This is a genomic window from Sphingorhabdus sp. Alg231-15 (genome assembly GCF_900149705.1).
Taxonomy (GTDB): domain Bacteria; phylum Pseudomonadota; class Alphaproteobacteria; order Sphingomonadales; family Sphingomonadaceae; genus Parasphingorhabdus.
In genome coordinates this window covers 1,949,724-1,966,789 of sequence record NZ_LT703001.1, presented here as the reverse complement: position 1 = coordinate 1,966,789, position 17,066 = coordinate 1,949,724, and the positions used below count along the sequence as shown (strand labels likewise).

The window sequence follows — 17,066 nt, the reverse complement described above, 5'->3', positions numbered from 1 at the left end:
TCGATGCTAAAGGTTGCCAGTTATAATATCCACAAGGCCATAGGCACCGACCGGCGGCGTAATCCGGGACGGACCATTGACGTGCTCAATGAGCTGGATGCAGATATCGTCACCTTGCAGGAAGCGGACCGCCGCTTTGGTGCGCGGGCCGCAGCCATTCCATCCTTGCTACTCGAACAATATAGCGATTACCGCGCTATCCCGCTGGATGTGCAGACGGATTCAATGGGCTGGCATGGCAATGCGATATTGGCGCACAAGTCGGCCCGCATAGTGGCCCATGACATTTTGCATATCCCTTATCTTGAGCCGCGCGGTGCGGTGATGGCGCAGATCGAAATAGGCGGCTTTGATCTCTCGATCTTTGGCATGCATCTGGATTTGTCCGGCCTCTGGCGCCGTCGTCAGGCTGCTGCGATCATTAAACTGGCGAAACATTATGGTCTGGATCGATCAACCATATTAATGGGTGATCTGAATGAATGGAGCGCTGCACGCGGTTGTCTGAACGACTTCGGCCGCAGTTATAATCTGGTCGAATGCGGCCGTAGTTTCCATTCTCGCGGACCGATCGCAAAGCTTGACCGGATCATGCATTGTGATCGCTTGGAATCAACCGACAGCGGCGTGCATGACAGTGCAGCGGCGCGCAAAGCTTCGGACCATTTGCCGGTTTGGGCGTACATGCAGGCGGCTTAGTCTTTGCGATGTTCCCAGGATCACCGTGGCAATTACGGTTGATGGACTAGCATCCAGGCATCAACCGCGCGTTTGGCGCGTTTTTCCTTGTCCGCAGCGGTCATCTTGATTTTATGCCCATAGCGCAGGAGTAAATCCATGCGGCCCATCACCAACCCGGCAAACATCTCTGCTGACGCTTCCAAATCATCACTTTGAATTTCACCCTTTTCAACCGAAGCGCGCAGGAGTGCTTTAAGGCCTTCGGCCATTCTGAGCGGCCCGTTTTCCAGAAACATCTGGCCGATCGCCGGATCACGTGTCACTTCCGCAGCCAATATGCGTTCCATCCGAACCCTGTCTTCCCGCATCAGAAAGTCGAGCATGCCGCGCGCGGCATGCAAGAGAATCTCGCGCAGGCCTTTCTCTGCGAGATTCTCCGGCACGAAATTTTCGCGCATCTGGGCAGATTCCGTGCGAACGACTTGTACAAACAGATTTTCCTTGTCTTTGAACCAGCTGTAAACCGTGACTTTGGAGACCTGCGCGCGCGCCGCTATCGCTTCGATTGTGGCGGCGGAGAAACCGTTGGCGAAAAATTCCACACGCGCCGCTGCCAGTATTTCGGCAATTTTGCGCTGGCTCGCCGGTCTATCGGTAAGCGCATGTGTCTGATTCTTTTCCGTATTTGTCACGGCAATCCCCTGATAAGGACTCTACTCTATCAAATTGAACGCTATCGTACAAATAAAACGTTGACGTTCATTTTCTTCGGTGGCAGTTTAGCAGCGCTTGGTAGAGTCCAGGTCGTTGTAATGGTGCCCCCAATTGTGACCAGAAGTCTTTTCAGAATAACATTGTCCTCAAGTGCAGTTGCGATGCTGTTGAGTGGCTGCGCGAGCATGGCGCCCGAATCACAGGCGCCGGAAATTGCCGCAGGCGTTCCCCAGCAATATAGCAAGACCGATGCGAATGGCGCTTATGAACCGGCGCAATGGTGGACCTCTTTTCAGGATCCGGTTCTCAATGCACTGCTGGACGAAGCGCTGGCGGAAAATCTTGATCTGGCCGAGGCGGCGGCACGATTGCGCGCGGCAGAAGCCCAGGCCCGCGTTTCCAAAAGCGGTCTATTCCCTCAGATCAACGCCGATCTGGGTAGCAGCTATTCGGATACACCAACCGCTGGAACGGGCTTTGGCGCTGGCGGCGGCGGGTCGCGTTTCCAGGTGGAAAGCTACACTTCCGGTCTGGGCTTTTCCTATGAAGTCGATCTTTGGGGCCGGTTGCGCGATGATGCCCGGGCAGCGCGAGCGGATGCGGTTGCCGCCGCCGCAGATTTGCAGGCCGCGCGTCTCGCGGTGATGGCGGAGACGATCACCAGCTATTTCGATATTGTGGATGCCCGTGATCAGATCGCTTTGACCACCAAGATCATCGATGTGCTGGGTGACCGGGTCGAACAGACCGAAAATCGCTATCGTCGCGGTTTGGCGTCGTCATTCGAACTCTATCAAGTGCGGCAGGATTTCCGAAATATACAGGCCGGATTGCCGCAGCGCGAGAGCCAGCTGACGGCAACCGAAGGACAATTAGCGGTGCTGGTTGGCCGCTATTCCGGCAATATGGACGAATTTCTCGCAAAGAAACTTTCACCACAGTTGATATTTACCTCCATTCCTTCCGGCTTACCAATTAATCTGCTGGCACAGCGACCGGATATATATGCCGAAGGCCAGCGGTTGGAAGCCAGACGATTCAATCTCGGCGCCCGCAAAGCCGAGCGCTTTCCATCGATCAGCCTTTCCGCTGGCACGGGAACGCAGGCGGGCAGTCCGTCGGGCCTGTTGGATATATTCGATAAATGGGTGTTCAACCTTGGTGCCAATTTGACTGCTCCGTTGTTCCAAGGGGGCAGAATCAGAGCCAATATCGATGTTGCCGATGCGCAATATTCACAACAAGCGGCGGTCTATGCTCGTACCGTTCTCACCGCCTATCAGGAAGTTGGTGCGGCGATTGAACGCTATGAGGAAGAACGACAGCGCTATCGCTTTCTTTTCTCGCAACTCGACGAAGCGACGGCTGCCGCCGAATTGCAATCGCGGCGTTTTGCAACCGGTGTCGGCAGTTATGTCGACTATCTTGATGCCTTGCGGGCGCAATATCAGGTGCAATCGGCGCTATCTTCGGCGGCCCGAGACGTCGCCCTAGCACGATTGGCAGTGCACCGGGCGCTTGGTGGCGGCTGGAACGAAAAAGTGCCGACTATACCTGCCGTTGATGGTGAAAATTCCGTCGTCAGCACGTCAGAAACTGAAGGAGACAAATAGTGCACCGTCAACGTGTTATCGGCGGACTGATCTTGCTTGCAGCTATTGCAATTGCGGCACTTTTGATCTTTTTGCGACCCGAGCCAGCTGAAAAACCGGAGGAAGAAAATATTCCGCTGGTGCAGGCGGCGCCGTTGGAAATTCGCTCCGGCAATTTAATGGTTCAGGGATCTGGTACTGTCCGTGCGCGCGAAGAACTGACTCTCTCCGCCGAAGTTGCCGGTAAGCTCGTCTATGTTAATCCCGGCCTTAGAGAAGGCCAAAGAGTCAGCCGCGGCGCAACCCTGTTTCGCATTGATACATCGGACTATCGTAACGCTGTACAAACTGCGCAGGCTGATGTCGCTTCGCAAAATGTTGCGCTCATGGAAGCACGTGAGGAAGTGGCTCTGGCCAAGGCCGAGCTTGAACGCTTTCAGCAACGCGGAGCAAGCAGCAGCGCCTATGCCAGTGTCGATGATAGCGACTATGCGGCACGGATTTTGCCACCGGCCGAACTGGCGAAGAGTCAGGGGACCAATGGCCAAGCGAGGAGCGCAGCACCGACCAACGGTTTGGCGACACGCGAGCCACAATTGCAATCTGCGCGGGCCGGGCTGAGGCGTGCCAAGGCACAGTTGGCTGATGCGCAAACCGCATTGAAGCGAACCACCGTCCGGGCACCTTTTTCCGGTGTGGTACGGTCTGAGGATATTGCGGTGGGCAGCTATGTGGCACCCGGTCAGTCGCTCGGTTCGATGGTTGGCACCGCCGATTTTGAAGCGGTCATCCCTCTGTCGGAAAGCGAAGCCGCCTTGATACCGGCGCTCTGGCGACCAGGCAGCACTCGTATCGAGGCCTCGGTTTTTTCCAACTATGGCGGGACACGCTATCGCTGGCAGGCCTTTGTTGATCGCGCCAATAGTGTGCTCAATCCGCAGACCCGGACGATTGATGTGTTCCTGCGTATTCCCAACCCCTTGCGCGGAGCAGCGCCAGCAGCGGTTCAGAAAGAGGGTCAGAAATCAGCCGGCGCATCGGGAGCGCCCCCGCTATTTGTTGGTAGCTTCGTTGACGCGGAAATCACCGGACGGGCGCTCGATCAATATGCGGTCGTGCCACTGGCGGCGCTGAGACCCGGCAATCAGATATGGCTCGTACGGGAAGGCAAATTGCGCATCGTAAACGTCGATATCATTCAGCGAACGGACACCCAAGCGCTTGTTTCCACCGCCGGTCTCGGCGCAAAACCAGTGGTGATCTTGAGCGCTCTGAAAACACCGACAAATGGTCAGCGCGTCCGGGTTGCCGAAGCGAGAAAAGAAGCGGCGGCGAATGCCAAGCCGGCCCCCAAAAAGGCCAAGGTGACCAAAAAGGCCAAGGCGGATAAAGCGCCATGAACGTACCGGCCGATCCATCCGGAACGCCCCCATCGGGACCGGAGATACCGAGCAAAGCGGTGATGGAGCAGCGCGGTGTTGTCGCCTTCATGGCCCGCAACGGCGTCGCCGCCAATCTTCTGATGCTGTTCTTTTTGATTGCCGGCATCGCGTCTTTCGGCACGATTGTGCAGGAAGTCTTTCCTGAAAACAGCCTCGACACAGTACAGGTAAGCGTCGCCTATCCGGGCGCGACACCGGATGAAGTCGAAGAGTCGATTGTCCAGAAAATCGAGGAAGCCGTGGAAGCGGTCGATGGCGTCAAGAAAGTGACGGCGAGCGCCAATGAAGGATCGGGTTCCGTTTCCGTGCAACTGGAACTGGGTACCGATATTGATCGGGCACTGGATGATGTCAAAGCGGAAATTGACCAGATCCAGACCTTCCCCGACGAAGCGGAAGAGCCGGATGTGAGAGAGCTGACAACGCGGCAGAGCGTGGTCCGGATTGCCATTTTCGGCGATGTGTCGGAAAACGCTTTAAAGGAAGTCGCTTACCGGTTGGAAGACTCGCTGGCAGCGCTGGATGAAGTGTCTTTCGTCGATACGAGCTCGATCCGCGATTATGAGTTATCTATAGAAGTCCCGCAAAACACGCTTCAGGCCTTGGGTCTGTCGCTCAATGATATTTCGCGAACCGTCGCGGCGAGTAGCCTTGATAGTCCGGCAGGCTCTATTGACACCGACAATGAAGAAGTACGTGTCCGCACCATCGGTCAGAATTATGATCAGCAGAATTTCGAAGATATTGTGCTGGTCAGCAACCAAGATGGCGCGCTGATCCGGCTGGGTCAGGTGGCGGATGTCAAAGACGGATTTGAGGATTCGGATCTGATCTCCCTGTATAATGGCAAACCGGTAGCCTTTGTCGAAGTCTTCCGGACCAGCGACGAACGCGTGCTGGATGTCGCGGAAGCGGTGCGCCTCTATCTCGAAGAAGATTTCAAGTCGACCCTTCCGGAAGGCGTATCCTATGCCATCTGGAGTGATGATTCCGAGTTGCTGGACGACCGGTTGAGCCTGCTGCTGAAAAACGCTGCCATCGGCCTCGTCCTCGTCTTGCTGGCTCTTACCCTGTTTCTCGATATTCGTCTTGCGGCATGGACGGCGGTCGGGATCGGTGTGACCTTTGTCGGAGCGATTTTCCTGCTCGATCTGGCAGGATCCAGTATCAACATGTTTTCGCTTTTCGGGTTCATTCTCGCGCTAGGACTGGTGGTTGATGACGCCATTGTTGTGGGCGAGAACGTCTATGCCCAGCGGGAGAGCGGGCGCACTGGGCTCGGTGCATCGGTTTCCGGAGCGCGCCGCGTTACGATGCCGGTTATTTTTGCGGTTCTGACGACGATTGCAGCCTTTTCATCGATATTTGCCGTTGGCGGCGTAATCGGCAAGCTGATTGCAGATATCCCGCTGGTTGTTGTGTGCGTTTTGATCTTGTCCTTGATCGAATCCCTATTGATTCTGCCAAATCATCTCAGTCATCTGCCGCCGCCTGGTGCACCGCATACCAATCCAATCACCCTCTTTTTCGAGCGTGTGCAGGGTAAGGTGAATGAATATTACCAGGCGTTTGTCGATGGTCCGTTAGATCGCGCGCTGCACTTCGCTATCCGCATGCCATTTGTCATTCTTGCCGGCGCAGTGGCTCTGTTAATCGTCTTTGGCTCGTTAATCCCTGCCGGTATTATCAAGGTCGGTTTCTTTCCTTCGGTCGAGGCCGATGTCGTGACGGCGAGCCTGGAAATGCCCGCAGGCTCAACAATTGAGCAAACGGAAAAAATCGCGTTGCTGATCGAAGAAGGTGGACGCAAAGCCTTCGCTGACTATCAATCGGGACGGCCCGAAGATGAAGAGTCGCCATTGCGTGGGATATTTACGAGAATCGGTCAGGCAGCGCCCAGCGGTGGCCCGGAACCCAATGGCGGAAATACGTCATCCAGCCTCGCCAGCGTGCAGTTCAGCTTCATCCCCGGGGACCAGCGCGATCTCGAAGCGAAGGCATTCGAAAATGCATGGCGCGAAGAGGTCGGGCTTATAGTCGAAGCGCGTTCACTCGTGTTTGCATCAGAACTGATCTCGGTCGGCGCGCCAGTCAATGTTCAGTTGTCCGACCCTGACCCCGCTATTGTTGAAGCCGCTGCCGATAAACTGATGGTTGAGCTCAACCGTTTTGCCGGACTGTTTGACATTGAGACGGACCAGGACGCAGGACTGCAGGAAATTCAGCTGCGTCTCAAACCGGAAGCCCGGACCCTTGGCGTCACGCTGCAGGATGTCGCCTCGCAAGTCCGTGCCGCCTTTTTTGGAAGCGAAGCGCTGCGTGTGCAGCGCGGGCGTGAAGATGTGCGGGTCTATATCCGCTTGCCGGAAGCAGAGCGCAATTCCGTCGCTGATGTCGAACGTTTCCGAGTGCGTGTTCCGGGCGGCGAAGTGGCTTTGGGCACTCTGGCAGAGGTGTCGTTCGGCCAGGCTCCTTCGATTATCCGCCGAACCGATGGCCGCCGGGTGACAACGGTAACGGCCGATCTCGATGATGAAGTCGTCACCGGTGAGGAAATTGCTAATGCGCTCAACAATGACATCATGCCGCGCCTGCAGGCGGATTATCCGCAATTGCTTTACACAATGGGCGGTGAACAGGAAGAGCAAGCGGAGTCGTTTGACGCGTTTTTCCCCGCCTTGACCTTCTCATTTCTGGCGATCTACGCATTATTGGCAATCCCCTTCCGTTCCTATCTTCAGCCTCTTATCATTATGGCAGTGATCCCATTCGGCATAATAGGTGCGCTGATCGGCCATATGTTGCTCGATATTCAGCTGGTTATTCTGAGTGTATTCGGGATTACGGCTTTGGCCGGCGTCATCATCAACGGATCGCTGGTCATGATTGATTTTATCAACGAGAATCTCCGAGATGGTATGCCAATTGAAGACGCGATCATGAAGGGTGCAAAATCACGGTTTCGGCCGATCATGCTCACATCCTTGACCACGTTTCTGGGCGTCGCTCCGATTACCTTCGAAACCAGTCTGCAGGCTCAATTTCTAGTGCCTATGGCGGCAAGCCTTGGCTTTGGTGTATTGTTCGGAACGGTGATACTGCAATTGCTGATCCCCGCGCTGGCGGTTCTGGAGTTTCGCGGTAAACAGCGCGTGAAAAGATGGTGGGCGGCGCGCCGAGAAACCCCAGCGACGGCCTGAATCAGGTTAGAAACGTCTGGCTTCAGGCGTAATAGGCGACGCTTTGCATTCCGGTTGCAATCAATTGCTGATCGCTGTTCCAGATACTCATGAACTGGCTACTGGCGCCATGGTCGGCATGATGAGTCTGGGAGTCGATCAGCCACCAGCCATCGGTAGTCGCCGGATGATCTGCGATAATATTGATTTGCCAGTTCATCGAGCTGACCATGGCGTTCTTGTCGAGCAGGCCCATTATCGAAGGAGGCAGGCTATCACCCATGCACAATATCTCTGCAACCGGATCAAGATATTCCCGGTCTTTGAGCCGCATCCAACGGGTCAGGCGATTGGTTTTGATGCTGGTGTCGATCCGCTTGCCGACAAATTCCATTTTTGACGTGAAAAATTGCGGCGGGCCGCTGTGCAGTTCTTCTTCGTTGGGCAGAGGCGGGAAGTCTGGAGGCGTCATGTCATGGCTCTGGATTGCAGTTTCCCGTTCGCTTGCAAAAATGAAATTGCAGTGCAGTCCAAGCCCCTTGTCACCGAATAATTCCGACTGGACAAAGGCCGTGCTACGACCGCGGCGGAGCATTTTTGTTTCGGCGGTAAGCGCGCCAAATAATGGTCCGGTAAAAGCGATCTGTGCCGAACGCAGCCCTGGCAAGCTATCTTCGATATGACTGGCCGCATGATAAGCGAGTGCCGTTGACACGCCGCCAAAGGCTGTCCGGCCCTGGGTCCAGCCCTCTGGTAAGGTGATCGGATTGGCCTCTCCTCCCTTCCCGCATTGGTTGAGTAGTTCGGCTAAGGTTACCGTTTTGTCGGCATTTTTGGTCATCTGATCGGTCATCATTGCGGCTTATCGCGAGAAATGAACGAAATCCACTAATAGATTGCAGCCGCGATTTACATATTTCGCAACTTGGACTATAGGAAGGGAAGGATTTTCAATCTCTTACTAGGAGATATTTCATATGAGTTACAGCAGCACTCTCACCCGGGCCGATCTTTCTGACACGATGAATCGCCAAGTTGGCCTATCTCGCGCCGATAGCGCCGTGATGGTGGAATCCATTCTCGATCACATGATCAAGGCCTTGATTGATGGTGAAAATGTGAAAATCTCGGGTTTTGGGACCTTCGTTTTGCGTGACAAGGGCGAGCGGACCGGTCGCAACCCGAAAACCGGCGTTGAAGTTCCGATTGCACCGCGGCGGGTTTTGACCTTCCGTGCCAGCCAGACGATGCGCGACCGTATCATTGCGGCCGGGTAATCTGAAAGGTCGAGTAAGAGTATGACCAAAGACAGTGGCGCATTCCGGACAATAGGAGAGCTTTCCAAAGAGCTTAACATCAAGCCGCATATCCTGCGCTATTGGGAAGACCAATTCGGAATGCTCCAACCGTTGAAGCGTGCCGGTTCGCGGCGCCATTACCGTCCTGAAGATGTCGAGATGGTCAAGACCATCAATCGCCTGCTCAATGAAGAGGGCTATACGATCAAAGGTGCGCGCAAGTTTTTGACGTCTCGCAAGAATAAACCAACGGCTCCCGCGACTGAGAAAGTCACTGCTGCTGCGATACCAATGGCAGCAAAGGCCAGTGAAGATACCGGCTTGATGCTGAAGGAACTGAAGACGATCCGTGATCGGTTGTCGAGTGCACTAAGCCAAGCGTAACAGACTCGATCGCTAGGGTCTCATCGAACAAAAAAGGCCAGCTTCAGGCCGAAAGTCGTGTGCATTGCGATCCCCGCAATATTTCGCTCAGCCGATCAACATCTTCGATGTCATGATAGAGTCCAAAACCGATCCGCAATACATCGCCGCGTACATCTGTAACCACTTTCCTTTCGGCAAGCGCCTGATGTAGCCTGGCAGCATTTGCACTTTGGAAGGCCAGAAACCGCGCGTGCGGATTCCCATCTATCGGGTTGAGCAAACGCATCCCGGATAAAGGGCTATCGTTCAGAAAGTGACGCTGAAGTTCAGCGATATGGTCTGAAATCTTATCAGTCGTCAGACCAGCTTCCGCAAGCATCGCCTGTACGGCATTGAAGCGATAAAGCCCCGATGGATCAAAAGTGCTACCAAGAAACCGCCGTCCGTCGGGTGCGTAACCCACTTTCCCGGGCGACAATGCGAGATCTTCGAAAGCTGCATACCATCCGGTCACCGTCGGTCGTGGCGCAAATCCTGGCGGTGCGTGCAAGAAGCAGACACCCTCACCGGCCATCGCATATTTATAACCTCCAGCCATGTAGAACAATCGATCCGCAACGTCTGAGAGATCGGTATCCAGAGCCATGAAGCCATGATAGCCGTCGATGACTGTCCAGGGGCCTTCGGGCCGCGAAAGCGCGGCGAGTCGATCAAGGGCGCTTATGACTTTTCCGGAATTGAATAGCACATGGCTTGCGAATATCAGGTCATAGCTGCCGGATTGGGCCTTATCGATCAGGCTATCGGCAGCAACAGCATCAACGACCACTGTTCCATCCTCTGCCCAACGTTCCATCTGCCGGCGAAAGCTGTGAAATTCACCATCGGTGGTCAGAACACGAACCGGACGGGTTGGAATGGCCGAGACTATCCGGACAAGAAAATCATGGGTATTCGGCGCAAAGGCAACGGTCTGCGCGTCGGGAAGCTTGAGTTCGGATGCAACATGTCTCTGCGCTTCGGCCCAGACTGGACCCATTATCTTGTCCCATTTGTGATCCGCGAGATGCATGGCATCTTCGCAGGCCTTCATATGACCTTCAAAACTAGCATCGGGCCAAAGATGATGACTATGTGCCGCGAAGTGAAGCCGGTCGGGATCGGCCGACAGCGCTTTGGAAAAAAGATGTTTCCAGCTCACAATGCCGTGCGCAGGGACCAGAGTTCGGGAAAGGCACGTTTGGGCAAAGTGGACTGGAGGTAAGAAACGCCGGCGGTACCACCTGTTCCCATTTTTCCGCCGATAATCCGTTCAACCGTCAGCACATGCTTGTGCCGCCAGGTGGCCATGGCATCATCGAGATCAACCAGCTTTTCGCCAAGCTGATAAAGCTCCCAATAGCGTTCCGGATCGCGATAAACCTCGAGAAAGGCTGCTTCAACATCGGCGGACGGGATGTGGGATTTGCTGAAATCGCGGTCAAGCAACTCTTCCGGAATGGCAAAACCGGCTCTGGCCAGCGCCGCAATCGCATGGTCCCACAGGCTGGGGCCCTCCAGTGCGGATTGCATTGCGGCTTGTGCATCTGGCCGATCCTCCTGATATTTCAGGAATGCCTTATCCTTCAGACCAAGCAGATATTCGACCGTTCTGAACTGATCGGACTGAAAGCCCGAACTGCTTCCCAGGACATGGCGAAACCGGCTGTAGTCGCTTGGCGTCATCGTGGACAGCACGTCCCAGCTGAGGGTCATGACAGCCTGTATCCGGCTAACCCGAGCCAGCGCCTTGTAAGCGGGCACCAACGCATCACCGGAAATTTGCGCAATCGCCAGATGCAATTCACGAATAATCTGTTTCAGCCAAAGCTCTTTGGTCTGATGGATGATGATGAACAACATTTCATCGTCCAGATCAGACTGAGGATGTTGCGCTGAAAGGAGCGTATCCAGGCTAAGATAGCGCGCGTAGGTTACGTCATTCTGTTGGGTCATATCGAAACTTAACCCTGGTGGAGTACAAAGGGAAGGGATTCGATTTCGTTGTCGGACCGCAATCTGTTTGCTCGGCCTGAAAGTTTCAGAAACTCGCGCAGCCTCGAAGGCCGGACATTTGCCTATTCACGAACGGTCGATCGAAAATATATTGCTACTGCCCATATTTCAAAAGCAATGACAATGTCCAAACAAGGCCGTCCTGGCTCCATCCTGTGACATCTTCAATCAACCACCCGCGATCCGCATCATATTTCCAAAAGTAGGATATTCGTGTTGGGTCATCGAAATTGTCAAACTGAGCAACGATGATTTCCCTTTTCGGATCGTCCGGGGAAAGGGCCGTTACAGCGACTCTTTTGATTTGCAAATTGGTTATCTTGGCGTCCTGGCCATTGACCATCCAATCAAAATCCAGATGTCCGATTCCGGTGCCATTGATCGAACCGCGAGCTTGATCGTCTGACAAAAGGTCTCCCAGTTCCGCAGACATCGGCATTGGGATATCGACAATTTCTGCATTATCATCGCCGGCTTCTGGTTCTGCATATAGCTGTTGAACAACTTCCAGTGGTACGACCCGGTCGTCAGCATGTGCTGGAAGCGCCCAGAATCCCAAAAGCAAAATAGCAGTTTTCAGCAATCGCATGCTCGGAGAATAGTATCTGTTCCATTTTGGTCAACCTCCGACAAGCCCGTCCCCCAAGGGCGAGTGAGCAAGCGGGCTTTGATAAATTGGATCAAGCTGAAACCGATTTTGGAGCTAGTCGTTTTGATTTCGAATCGTGACTCACAATATGTGCACGTATCGCGGTAGGATCCTATCCGGTACGGAACCAGATTCAGCTTGTCCGTCTCTCTTGCATCCCATCCGTTCGTAAAATGGGGCGGCATCTGGGTCTGCCTCCACGATCAATATCTTGGCTCCCAAATCGCGGGCTGTGGCCAGCGACCAGTCGTACAGTTGCTTTCCTATCCCTTGGCCAATCCGATCAGTATCGATAAAAAGTTTTTCCAGATAGCATCCGGTCGGGCCATTCGAAACCTGTGCAATGCCCGCCAAACCGCTCCGATCCTCAGCCGCAATGACCTTGTCGTCAGTTAGGTCTGCTTCTGTTAGCGTGAGTTCTTCTCGGCACGAGGCCATGAATGCCTCGTCGTAACCCCAATAGGCTTTGGACCGGAGGCATAATTCTGAAGCTGCCGATAACTCAGTCGAGCCTAATGAACGAAGAATCAGGGTCATGCCAAAATGTATATCAGACCTGAAAACGAATGTCTGTCTTTGTATCCAAGTCCGACTTCACTACCCGCTAATTATAGTCAGGTCCCAATTCCGGATCGAGATCGCGGGGGCGGGTGAATCGGTTCAGTGTCGCGCAGCTGTCTGCAATGTCGGACCAATTGCCGATATCCAGGCTGAGCTCGGCCAAGGCAGCCGTTGGATATTTCACTTCTACCGCTCCACGCGCTTCTGAAGACCCGTCATCGGGAACCAGATCAAAGATCAGGTCTTCCAGACCTGGATTGTGTCCGACCATCAGCACATGTTCGGCATCCGCATTGGCGCTGCGCAACACATCCATCAATGTGACCGACGATGCCAGATAGATTTTCCGATCCCATTTTGGTTCGAAAGACAGGCCGCTCGCCGGTTCGACATGTTCCAATGTTTCGATAACCCGAACAGCCGGGGAAGCGAGGATTTGATCAAAGGACATCGCATTGCGCTTGATAAATTTGCCTATGATCGCGGCGGCGCGCTTGCCCTTGTCATTTAGCGGACGATCGAAATCTCTGGCTACGGGGTCATCCCAGCTGGATTTGGCGTGCCGTAAAAGTGTCAGTCTTTTCATATACCGCCCGATTTATCCCCTGGAATATCCGTTTGCCCAGCGTCATGCCCGAAAGATATGTCAGGGGAAAGACTGGATTGCACAGTTTTGGTTTTAGCCGCTTTTATTTCTGCCAATGCCTGTGCGAGCGGCATGCGTTCAACTGGCGTGCCCTCCGGAAAAGCGGTCAGCAGGCGAGACGGGAAAGCGGATGACAGGATAACGAAATGCCCATGATCATCGGCACGCCGAATGATCCGGCCAAAGGCCTGGGCTAGCCGGGCGCGGATGATGCGGTCGTCATAGGCGCTGCCGCCACCGGCCAAGCGTCGGGCCTTGTGCAGGATATCCGGGCGCGGCCATGGAACAGATTCCATGACGACAAGCCTCAGGCTGCGGCCGGGGACGTCTACGCCATCGCGCAAGGCATCGGTGCCGAGCAGGCTGGCCTTGGGATCATCACGAAAAATATCCACCAGCGTGCCCGTATCGATGGGATCAACATGCTGCGCGTAGATCGGCAAGCCACTTTGCGCCATGCGATCGGCAATACGGGCATAGACGGTACGTAGCCGCCGGATTGCTGTGAACAGGCCCAATGTTCCGCCGCCTGATGCTTCGATCAGTTGCGCATAGGCACCAGCCAGCCCAGCCATATCACCGCGCTTCACATCGGTGACGATGATGACCTTGGCCTGCTCTGCATAATTGAACGGGCTGGGCACTTCAAATTCTTGTACCGCCTGGTCGAGATGTACCGCGCCACTGCGCGCGCGGGCTGTCTCCCAGTCGCCGCCGCCTTTCAGCGTAGCCGATGTGATCATCAAGCCATGGGCGGGTTTGGTAACGACCTCGGTTACGGGAATGGTCGGGTCAAGCCAGTGACGGCAGATGCCGATATCATATTCGCGGCCCTCAAACCGGTCGATCATCAACCAGTCGACAAAATCGGGATCGGCCGGACCGCCAATGCGTGACAACAAGGCGAGCCAGCCGGACAAAGTGTCGCAGCGCCAGCCGAGACTCGATAGGGCTCCTTCCATACGGGCACGTGCAGGTCCGTCCATCCAGTCCGGGCCTTCCTCGATCAGATGCTCGATCCGCTGGCCAAGGCGAACCAGGGGCTTGAGTAAAGCATCAATCGCTTCCGCGGCATTGGCGACCGCGTCGATCATCGGACCTTCCACATCGGTAAGCTCAGTTTCGAGACCATAGCCAGCATCCGCGCTCTGGCTCTCGTCGCGAGCGAACACCATATGGCGCACCTCGCCGAGCAGCGCTTCGACCGGTCCGAAGGGTTCGCTTTCGGACAAGCGCTGAAGCCAACCGTCGCTCGGCAGGGCTTCTGCGGCATGGCAGGCGCTTTCAATCGCGCGGCCGCCCTCGTCATCATAGGAAGCGAGATCAGCAAGCCGCGCGGCAAGGCCCCGGCGGCGCCCGCGATTCTTGCTTTCCGGGCCGATCACCCAGCGGCGTATCTCGATCGATTCCTGTCCGGAAAGGCGCGCGGCGAACATGGAATCCGCGGCATCGAAAAGATGATGGCCTTCATCGAAAATCAGCCGCGTGGGTGCGTTCTGCTGTTCCCTTCCGCGCGCTGCATTGACCATCACCAGCGCGTGATTGGCGATCACAATATCGGCTTGCTGGCTGGCCCGTGCGGCTTTTTCGATGAAACATTTGCGGTAGTGGGGACAGCCTGCATAGACGCATTCCCCGCGCCGGTCGGTCAAGGCCGTCGACCCGTTGCGCCGGAACAAGGTTGTCAGCCAGCCGGGCAAGTCGCCACCGACCATATCGCCGTCCTTGCTATAGGCTGCCCAGCGCGCAACCAGATGGGCGAGTATCGCTGCCCGCCCGGCAAAACCGCCTTGCAAAGCATCTTCCAGATTGAGCAGGCAGAGATAATTTTCGCGACCTTTGCGGACGACGACTTTTTTGCGGAAGATATCCTCGTCCGGATAGATACGCCGGGTTTCCCGGTCGAGTTGCCGTTGCAAGGCCTTGGTGAATGTCGAAATCCAGACAGCGCCGCCCGCTTCCGCTGACCAAAGCGATGCCGGTGCAAGATAGCCCAAAGTCTTGCCGATGCCGGTACCTGCCTCGGCCAGCAGCATATTCGGCGCGCCCTTCACGCGGCGGGGATTAAAAATTTTGGCAACCGCCGCAGCATAGCTTTTCTGACCTTCGCGGTCCTCCGACCCTTGTCCAGTCAGAGAGCCAAGCTGGGTCAGCGTATCCCTTTCATCCATAGTCACCGCGCGCGGGGCAGGACGAGGGGTTTCTTCTTCCCATTCCTCGAGCTTCGAAAACAGCCAGCGCTCGGTCTTGTGAGGTTTGTCGAGACGTTTGGATATTTCGCCTGCCCATGGCCAACGCAAGCGGTAGAGGGCTTGCGCGCTGCTCCAGGCGCCTTCGCGTTCTGCCCAATGCGGTGCTTGTAGTCCTGCCAATAAATGATCTGCAGCCAAGCGGTACAGTCCAGCAATTTCCGCTTCCTGTTCGACCGGCTCCAGCCCCAGTGTTTTGGCGAGACCGGCTGGTGTGGGCACCACAAATTGAGCCGGGTGAATGAAGGCGAACAGCTCAAGCAGGTCGAGACCGGAAAGATCGGGATAGCCCAATCTTTGACCCATAAGCGGCGCGTTGAGCAGAATATGCGGTGTTTCGGCTACACAGCCAATGGCCTCGCCCTTGCCAATCGCACGGGATACACCATCGCTGCCGCATATCCAGATGCCACTGTGACTGGCATGCAGCGATGGATAGGGGAGATTTTTAAGGAGAGACGAATTGGTCATAAACGGGCCATTTTCTGTATAGCGATCAACGCCTCGTTCGCGTTCTTCACTCCCGTAAGATCGATATTGTTGTACAGCATTTCGGAACTACCATTATCCGACGTACATGTCTCCACCATGATCCAACCGCCGAACCTGCCTTCTTTAACAAGAGTAGCATCGGAAACTATGTCATTTCTTATCGCGCGATATATTTCTTTTCTAAATGGGCGTGTTGTTATGATCCGTTGATTGGTGATCATCGTTCTACCAAAAATACTTGCGACAAGATCATGAAAGCCCTTGCGAATTTCTATCCAGGCCCCGAGCAGTGGGAACCCAAGCAGGAATATGGGCAATAGAGAGAAAAGCACAGACGTCGGAAACCAAAATGCTGGTTTCTCGCCATCATATGTCCAGACATGAATGACCCAAAATACAAAAGAAGAAAATACGGCTCCAAATAGACCAAATATCATAATATGGGACCGCTGAATTGCACCCAGACCGAGCCGCTCCGACCAGTAGACTGTTTCTCCCGGAGCAAGCATTTCCGATTCATAATCATGTTCAAAAATAGTAAGTGATGGATCTATTTCCAGTGGAACTTGGCTATGTGACAATGCTGACCTGATTAGGGAAGGATCAAAAATTCCTACTGTATCAAGTGTCTTGTTTTCACCTTGCTTGTTGATATCCGAGAGGTTGAAAATAAGCTGCTGACGCCCCTTTGTTAGCGGGACCGCTTCGACCAATAGGACATCTTTCAGAGACCAAGCGATTTTTTTATTTCCCAAATCATGTACCAAAAAGCTTTTGCTAATCTGCAATTTTGAACTTCTCGATACCCGGATATCATGAGCTAGCTTAAGCAGTATCCATATCGGTATAAGAATAAAGCATAAGGGCAGAATAGTCTCGGATAGTTCTGCTAGCTGTATTTCGCGACCAGACAGAATGGTGGCCAAGCTCTTTGTGCTATCCGATCCATAGATCAGGAAATACATTCCTGCTGTTATGAAAAGCAGCACAAAGGCCACAACGAACATCAGCGAAAGCCATAAATTTCGAGGCCGATAGGCTTGTTCCCAAAGGATAGCTTCTTGGTTCAGCCTCAAGGTTCGTTCTTGTAGCAACCTATCATTTGGCAGAGAGGGATAAGAGCGGTTTTTGAACATATTGCC

15 protein-coding genes are annotated in these 17,066 nt (G+C 54.5%); 6 read left to right on the top strand and 9 right to left on the bottom strand.

Annotated features, from left to right (window positions below):
- Nucleotides 1-3: 3 nt before the first annotated feature.
- Nucleotides 4-699, top strand: a complete 696-nt coding sequence (locus tag DG177_RS09715) for an endonuclease/exonuclease/phosphatase family protein (protein ID WP_108811290.1) — start codon at nt 4-6, stop codon at nt 697-699.
- 32 nt (nt 700-731) lie between these two features.
- On the opposite strand, the gene DG177_RS09710 is transcribed toward DG177_RS09715, so the two are convergent.
- The gene (locus DG177_RS09710) at nt 732-1,373 is read right to left on the bottom strand and encodes a TetR/AcrR family transcriptional regulator (RefSeq protein WP_337658704.1); all 642 of its coding nucleotides are present in this window, start codon (nt 1,371-1,373) and stop codon (nt 732-734) included.
- A 120-nt stretch (nt 1,374-1,493) separates the two neighbouring features.
- Between DG177_RS09710 and DG177_RS09705 the strand changes: the two genes are divergently transcribed.
- Genes DG177_RS09705 through DG177_RS09695 form a run of 3 tightly spaced genes read left to right on the top strand, consistent with a single transcriptional unit; the run spans nt 1,494 to nt 7,629 of the window.
- Nucleotides 1,494-3,008 (top strand): efflux transporter outer membrane subunit, encoded by a 1,515-nt coding sequence (locus tag DG177_RS09705; protein WP_443216415.1) that lies wholly within the window; start codon nt 1,494-1,496, stop codon nt 3,006-3,008.
- Nucleotides 3,008-4,387 (top strand): HlyD family efflux transporter periplasmic adaptor subunit, encoded by a 1,380-nt coding sequence (locus DG177_RS09700; protein ID WP_108811288.1) that lies wholly within the window; start codon nt 3,008-3,010, stop codon nt 4,385-4,387. The genes DG177_RS09705 and DG177_RS09700 overlap by 1 nt, the downstream gene beginning before the upstream one ends.
- Nucleotides 4,384-7,629: an efflux RND transporter permease subunit gene (locus tag DG177_RS09695; protein WP_108811287.1), complete on the top strand. Its 3,246-nt coding sequence runs from the start codon at nt 4,384-4,386 to the stop codon at nt 7,627-7,629. Before DG177_RS09700 ends, DG177_RS09695 begins: the two co-directional genes overlap by 4 nt.
- Before the next feature lie 22 nt (nt 7,630-7,651).
- Here DG177_RS09695 and DG177_RS09690 read toward each other — a convergent pair whose 3' ends face one another.
- A complete protein-coding gene (locus tag DG177_RS09690) occupies nt 7,652-8,449 on the bottom strand; it encodes a thioesterase family protein (protein ID WP_337658702.1) in 798 nt (265 codons plus the stop codon).
- Nucleotides 8,450-8,585: 136 nt separating this feature from the next.
- Between DG177_RS09690 and DG177_RS09685 the strand changes: the two genes are divergently transcribed.
- A complete protein-coding gene (locus DG177_RS09685) occupies nt 8,586-8,885 on the top strand; it encodes an integration host factor subunit alpha (protein WP_108811285.1) in 300 nt (99 codons plus the stop codon).
- Between the two features lie 21 nt (nt 8,886-8,906).
- Nucleotides 8,907-9,290, top strand: a complete 384-nt coding sequence (locus DG177_RS09680; RefSeq protein WP_108811284.1) for a MerR family transcriptional regulator — start codon at nt 8,907-8,909, stop codon at nt 9,288-9,290.
- A gap of 43 nt (nt 9,291-9,333) precedes the next feature.
- On the opposite strand, the gene DG177_RS09675 is transcribed toward DG177_RS09680, so the two are convergent.
- The 7 genes from DG177_RS09675 to DG177_RS09645 all read right to left on the bottom strand — a co-directional run bounded on the left by DG177_RS09675 (nt 9,334) and on the right by DG177_RS09645 (nt 17,060).
- Complete coding sequence (locus tag DG177_RS09675; RefSeq protein WP_337658701.1) at nt 9,334-10,473, bottom strand: kynureninase/PvdN C-terminal domain-containing protein; 1,140 nt, start codon at nt 10,471-10,473, stop codon at nt 9,334-9,336.
- Nucleotides 10,470-11,267, bottom strand: a complete 798-nt coding sequence (locus DG177_RS09670) for a tryptophan 2,3-dioxygenase family protein (RefSeq protein WP_108811282.1) — start codon at nt 11,265-11,267, stop codon at nt 10,470-10,472. Before DG177_RS09670 ends, DG177_RS09675 begins: the two co-directional genes overlap by 4 nt.
- Nucleotides 11,268-11,421: 154 nt before the next feature.
- Complete coding sequence (locus DG177_RS09665; RefSeq protein ID WP_108811281.1) at nt 11,422-11,916, bottom strand: hypothetical protein; 495 nt, start codon at nt 11,914-11,916, stop codon at nt 11,422-11,424.
- Between the two features lie 141 nt (nt 11,917-12,057).
- Complete coding sequence (locus DG177_RS09660; RefSeq protein ID WP_108811280.1) at nt 12,058-12,513, bottom strand: GNAT family N-acetyltransferase; 456 nt, start codon at nt 12,511-12,513, stop codon at nt 12,058-12,060.
- Nucleotides 12,514-12,580: 67 nt separating this feature from the next.
- Entirely contained in the window at nt 12,581-13,123 is a 543-nt protein-coding gene (locus tag DG177_RS09655) for a histidine phosphatase family protein (RefSeq protein WP_108811279.1), read from the bottom strand.
- Nucleotides 13,120-15,903 (bottom strand): helicase C-terminal domain-containing protein, encoded by a 2,784-nt coding sequence (locus DG177_RS09650; RefSeq protein ID WP_108811278.1) that lies wholly within the window; start codon nt 15,901-15,903, stop codon nt 13,120-13,122. Before DG177_RS09650 ends, DG177_RS09655 begins: the two co-directional genes overlap by 4 nt.
- The gene (locus DG177_RS09645; protein WP_108811277.1) at nt 15,900-17,060 is read right to left on the bottom strand and encodes a hypothetical protein; all 1,161 of its coding nucleotides are present in this window, start codon (nt 17,058-17,060) and stop codon (nt 15,900-15,902) included. Before DG177_RS09645 ends, DG177_RS09650 begins: the two co-directional genes overlap by 4 nt.
- Nucleotides 17,061-17,066 lie beyond the last annotated feature (6 nt).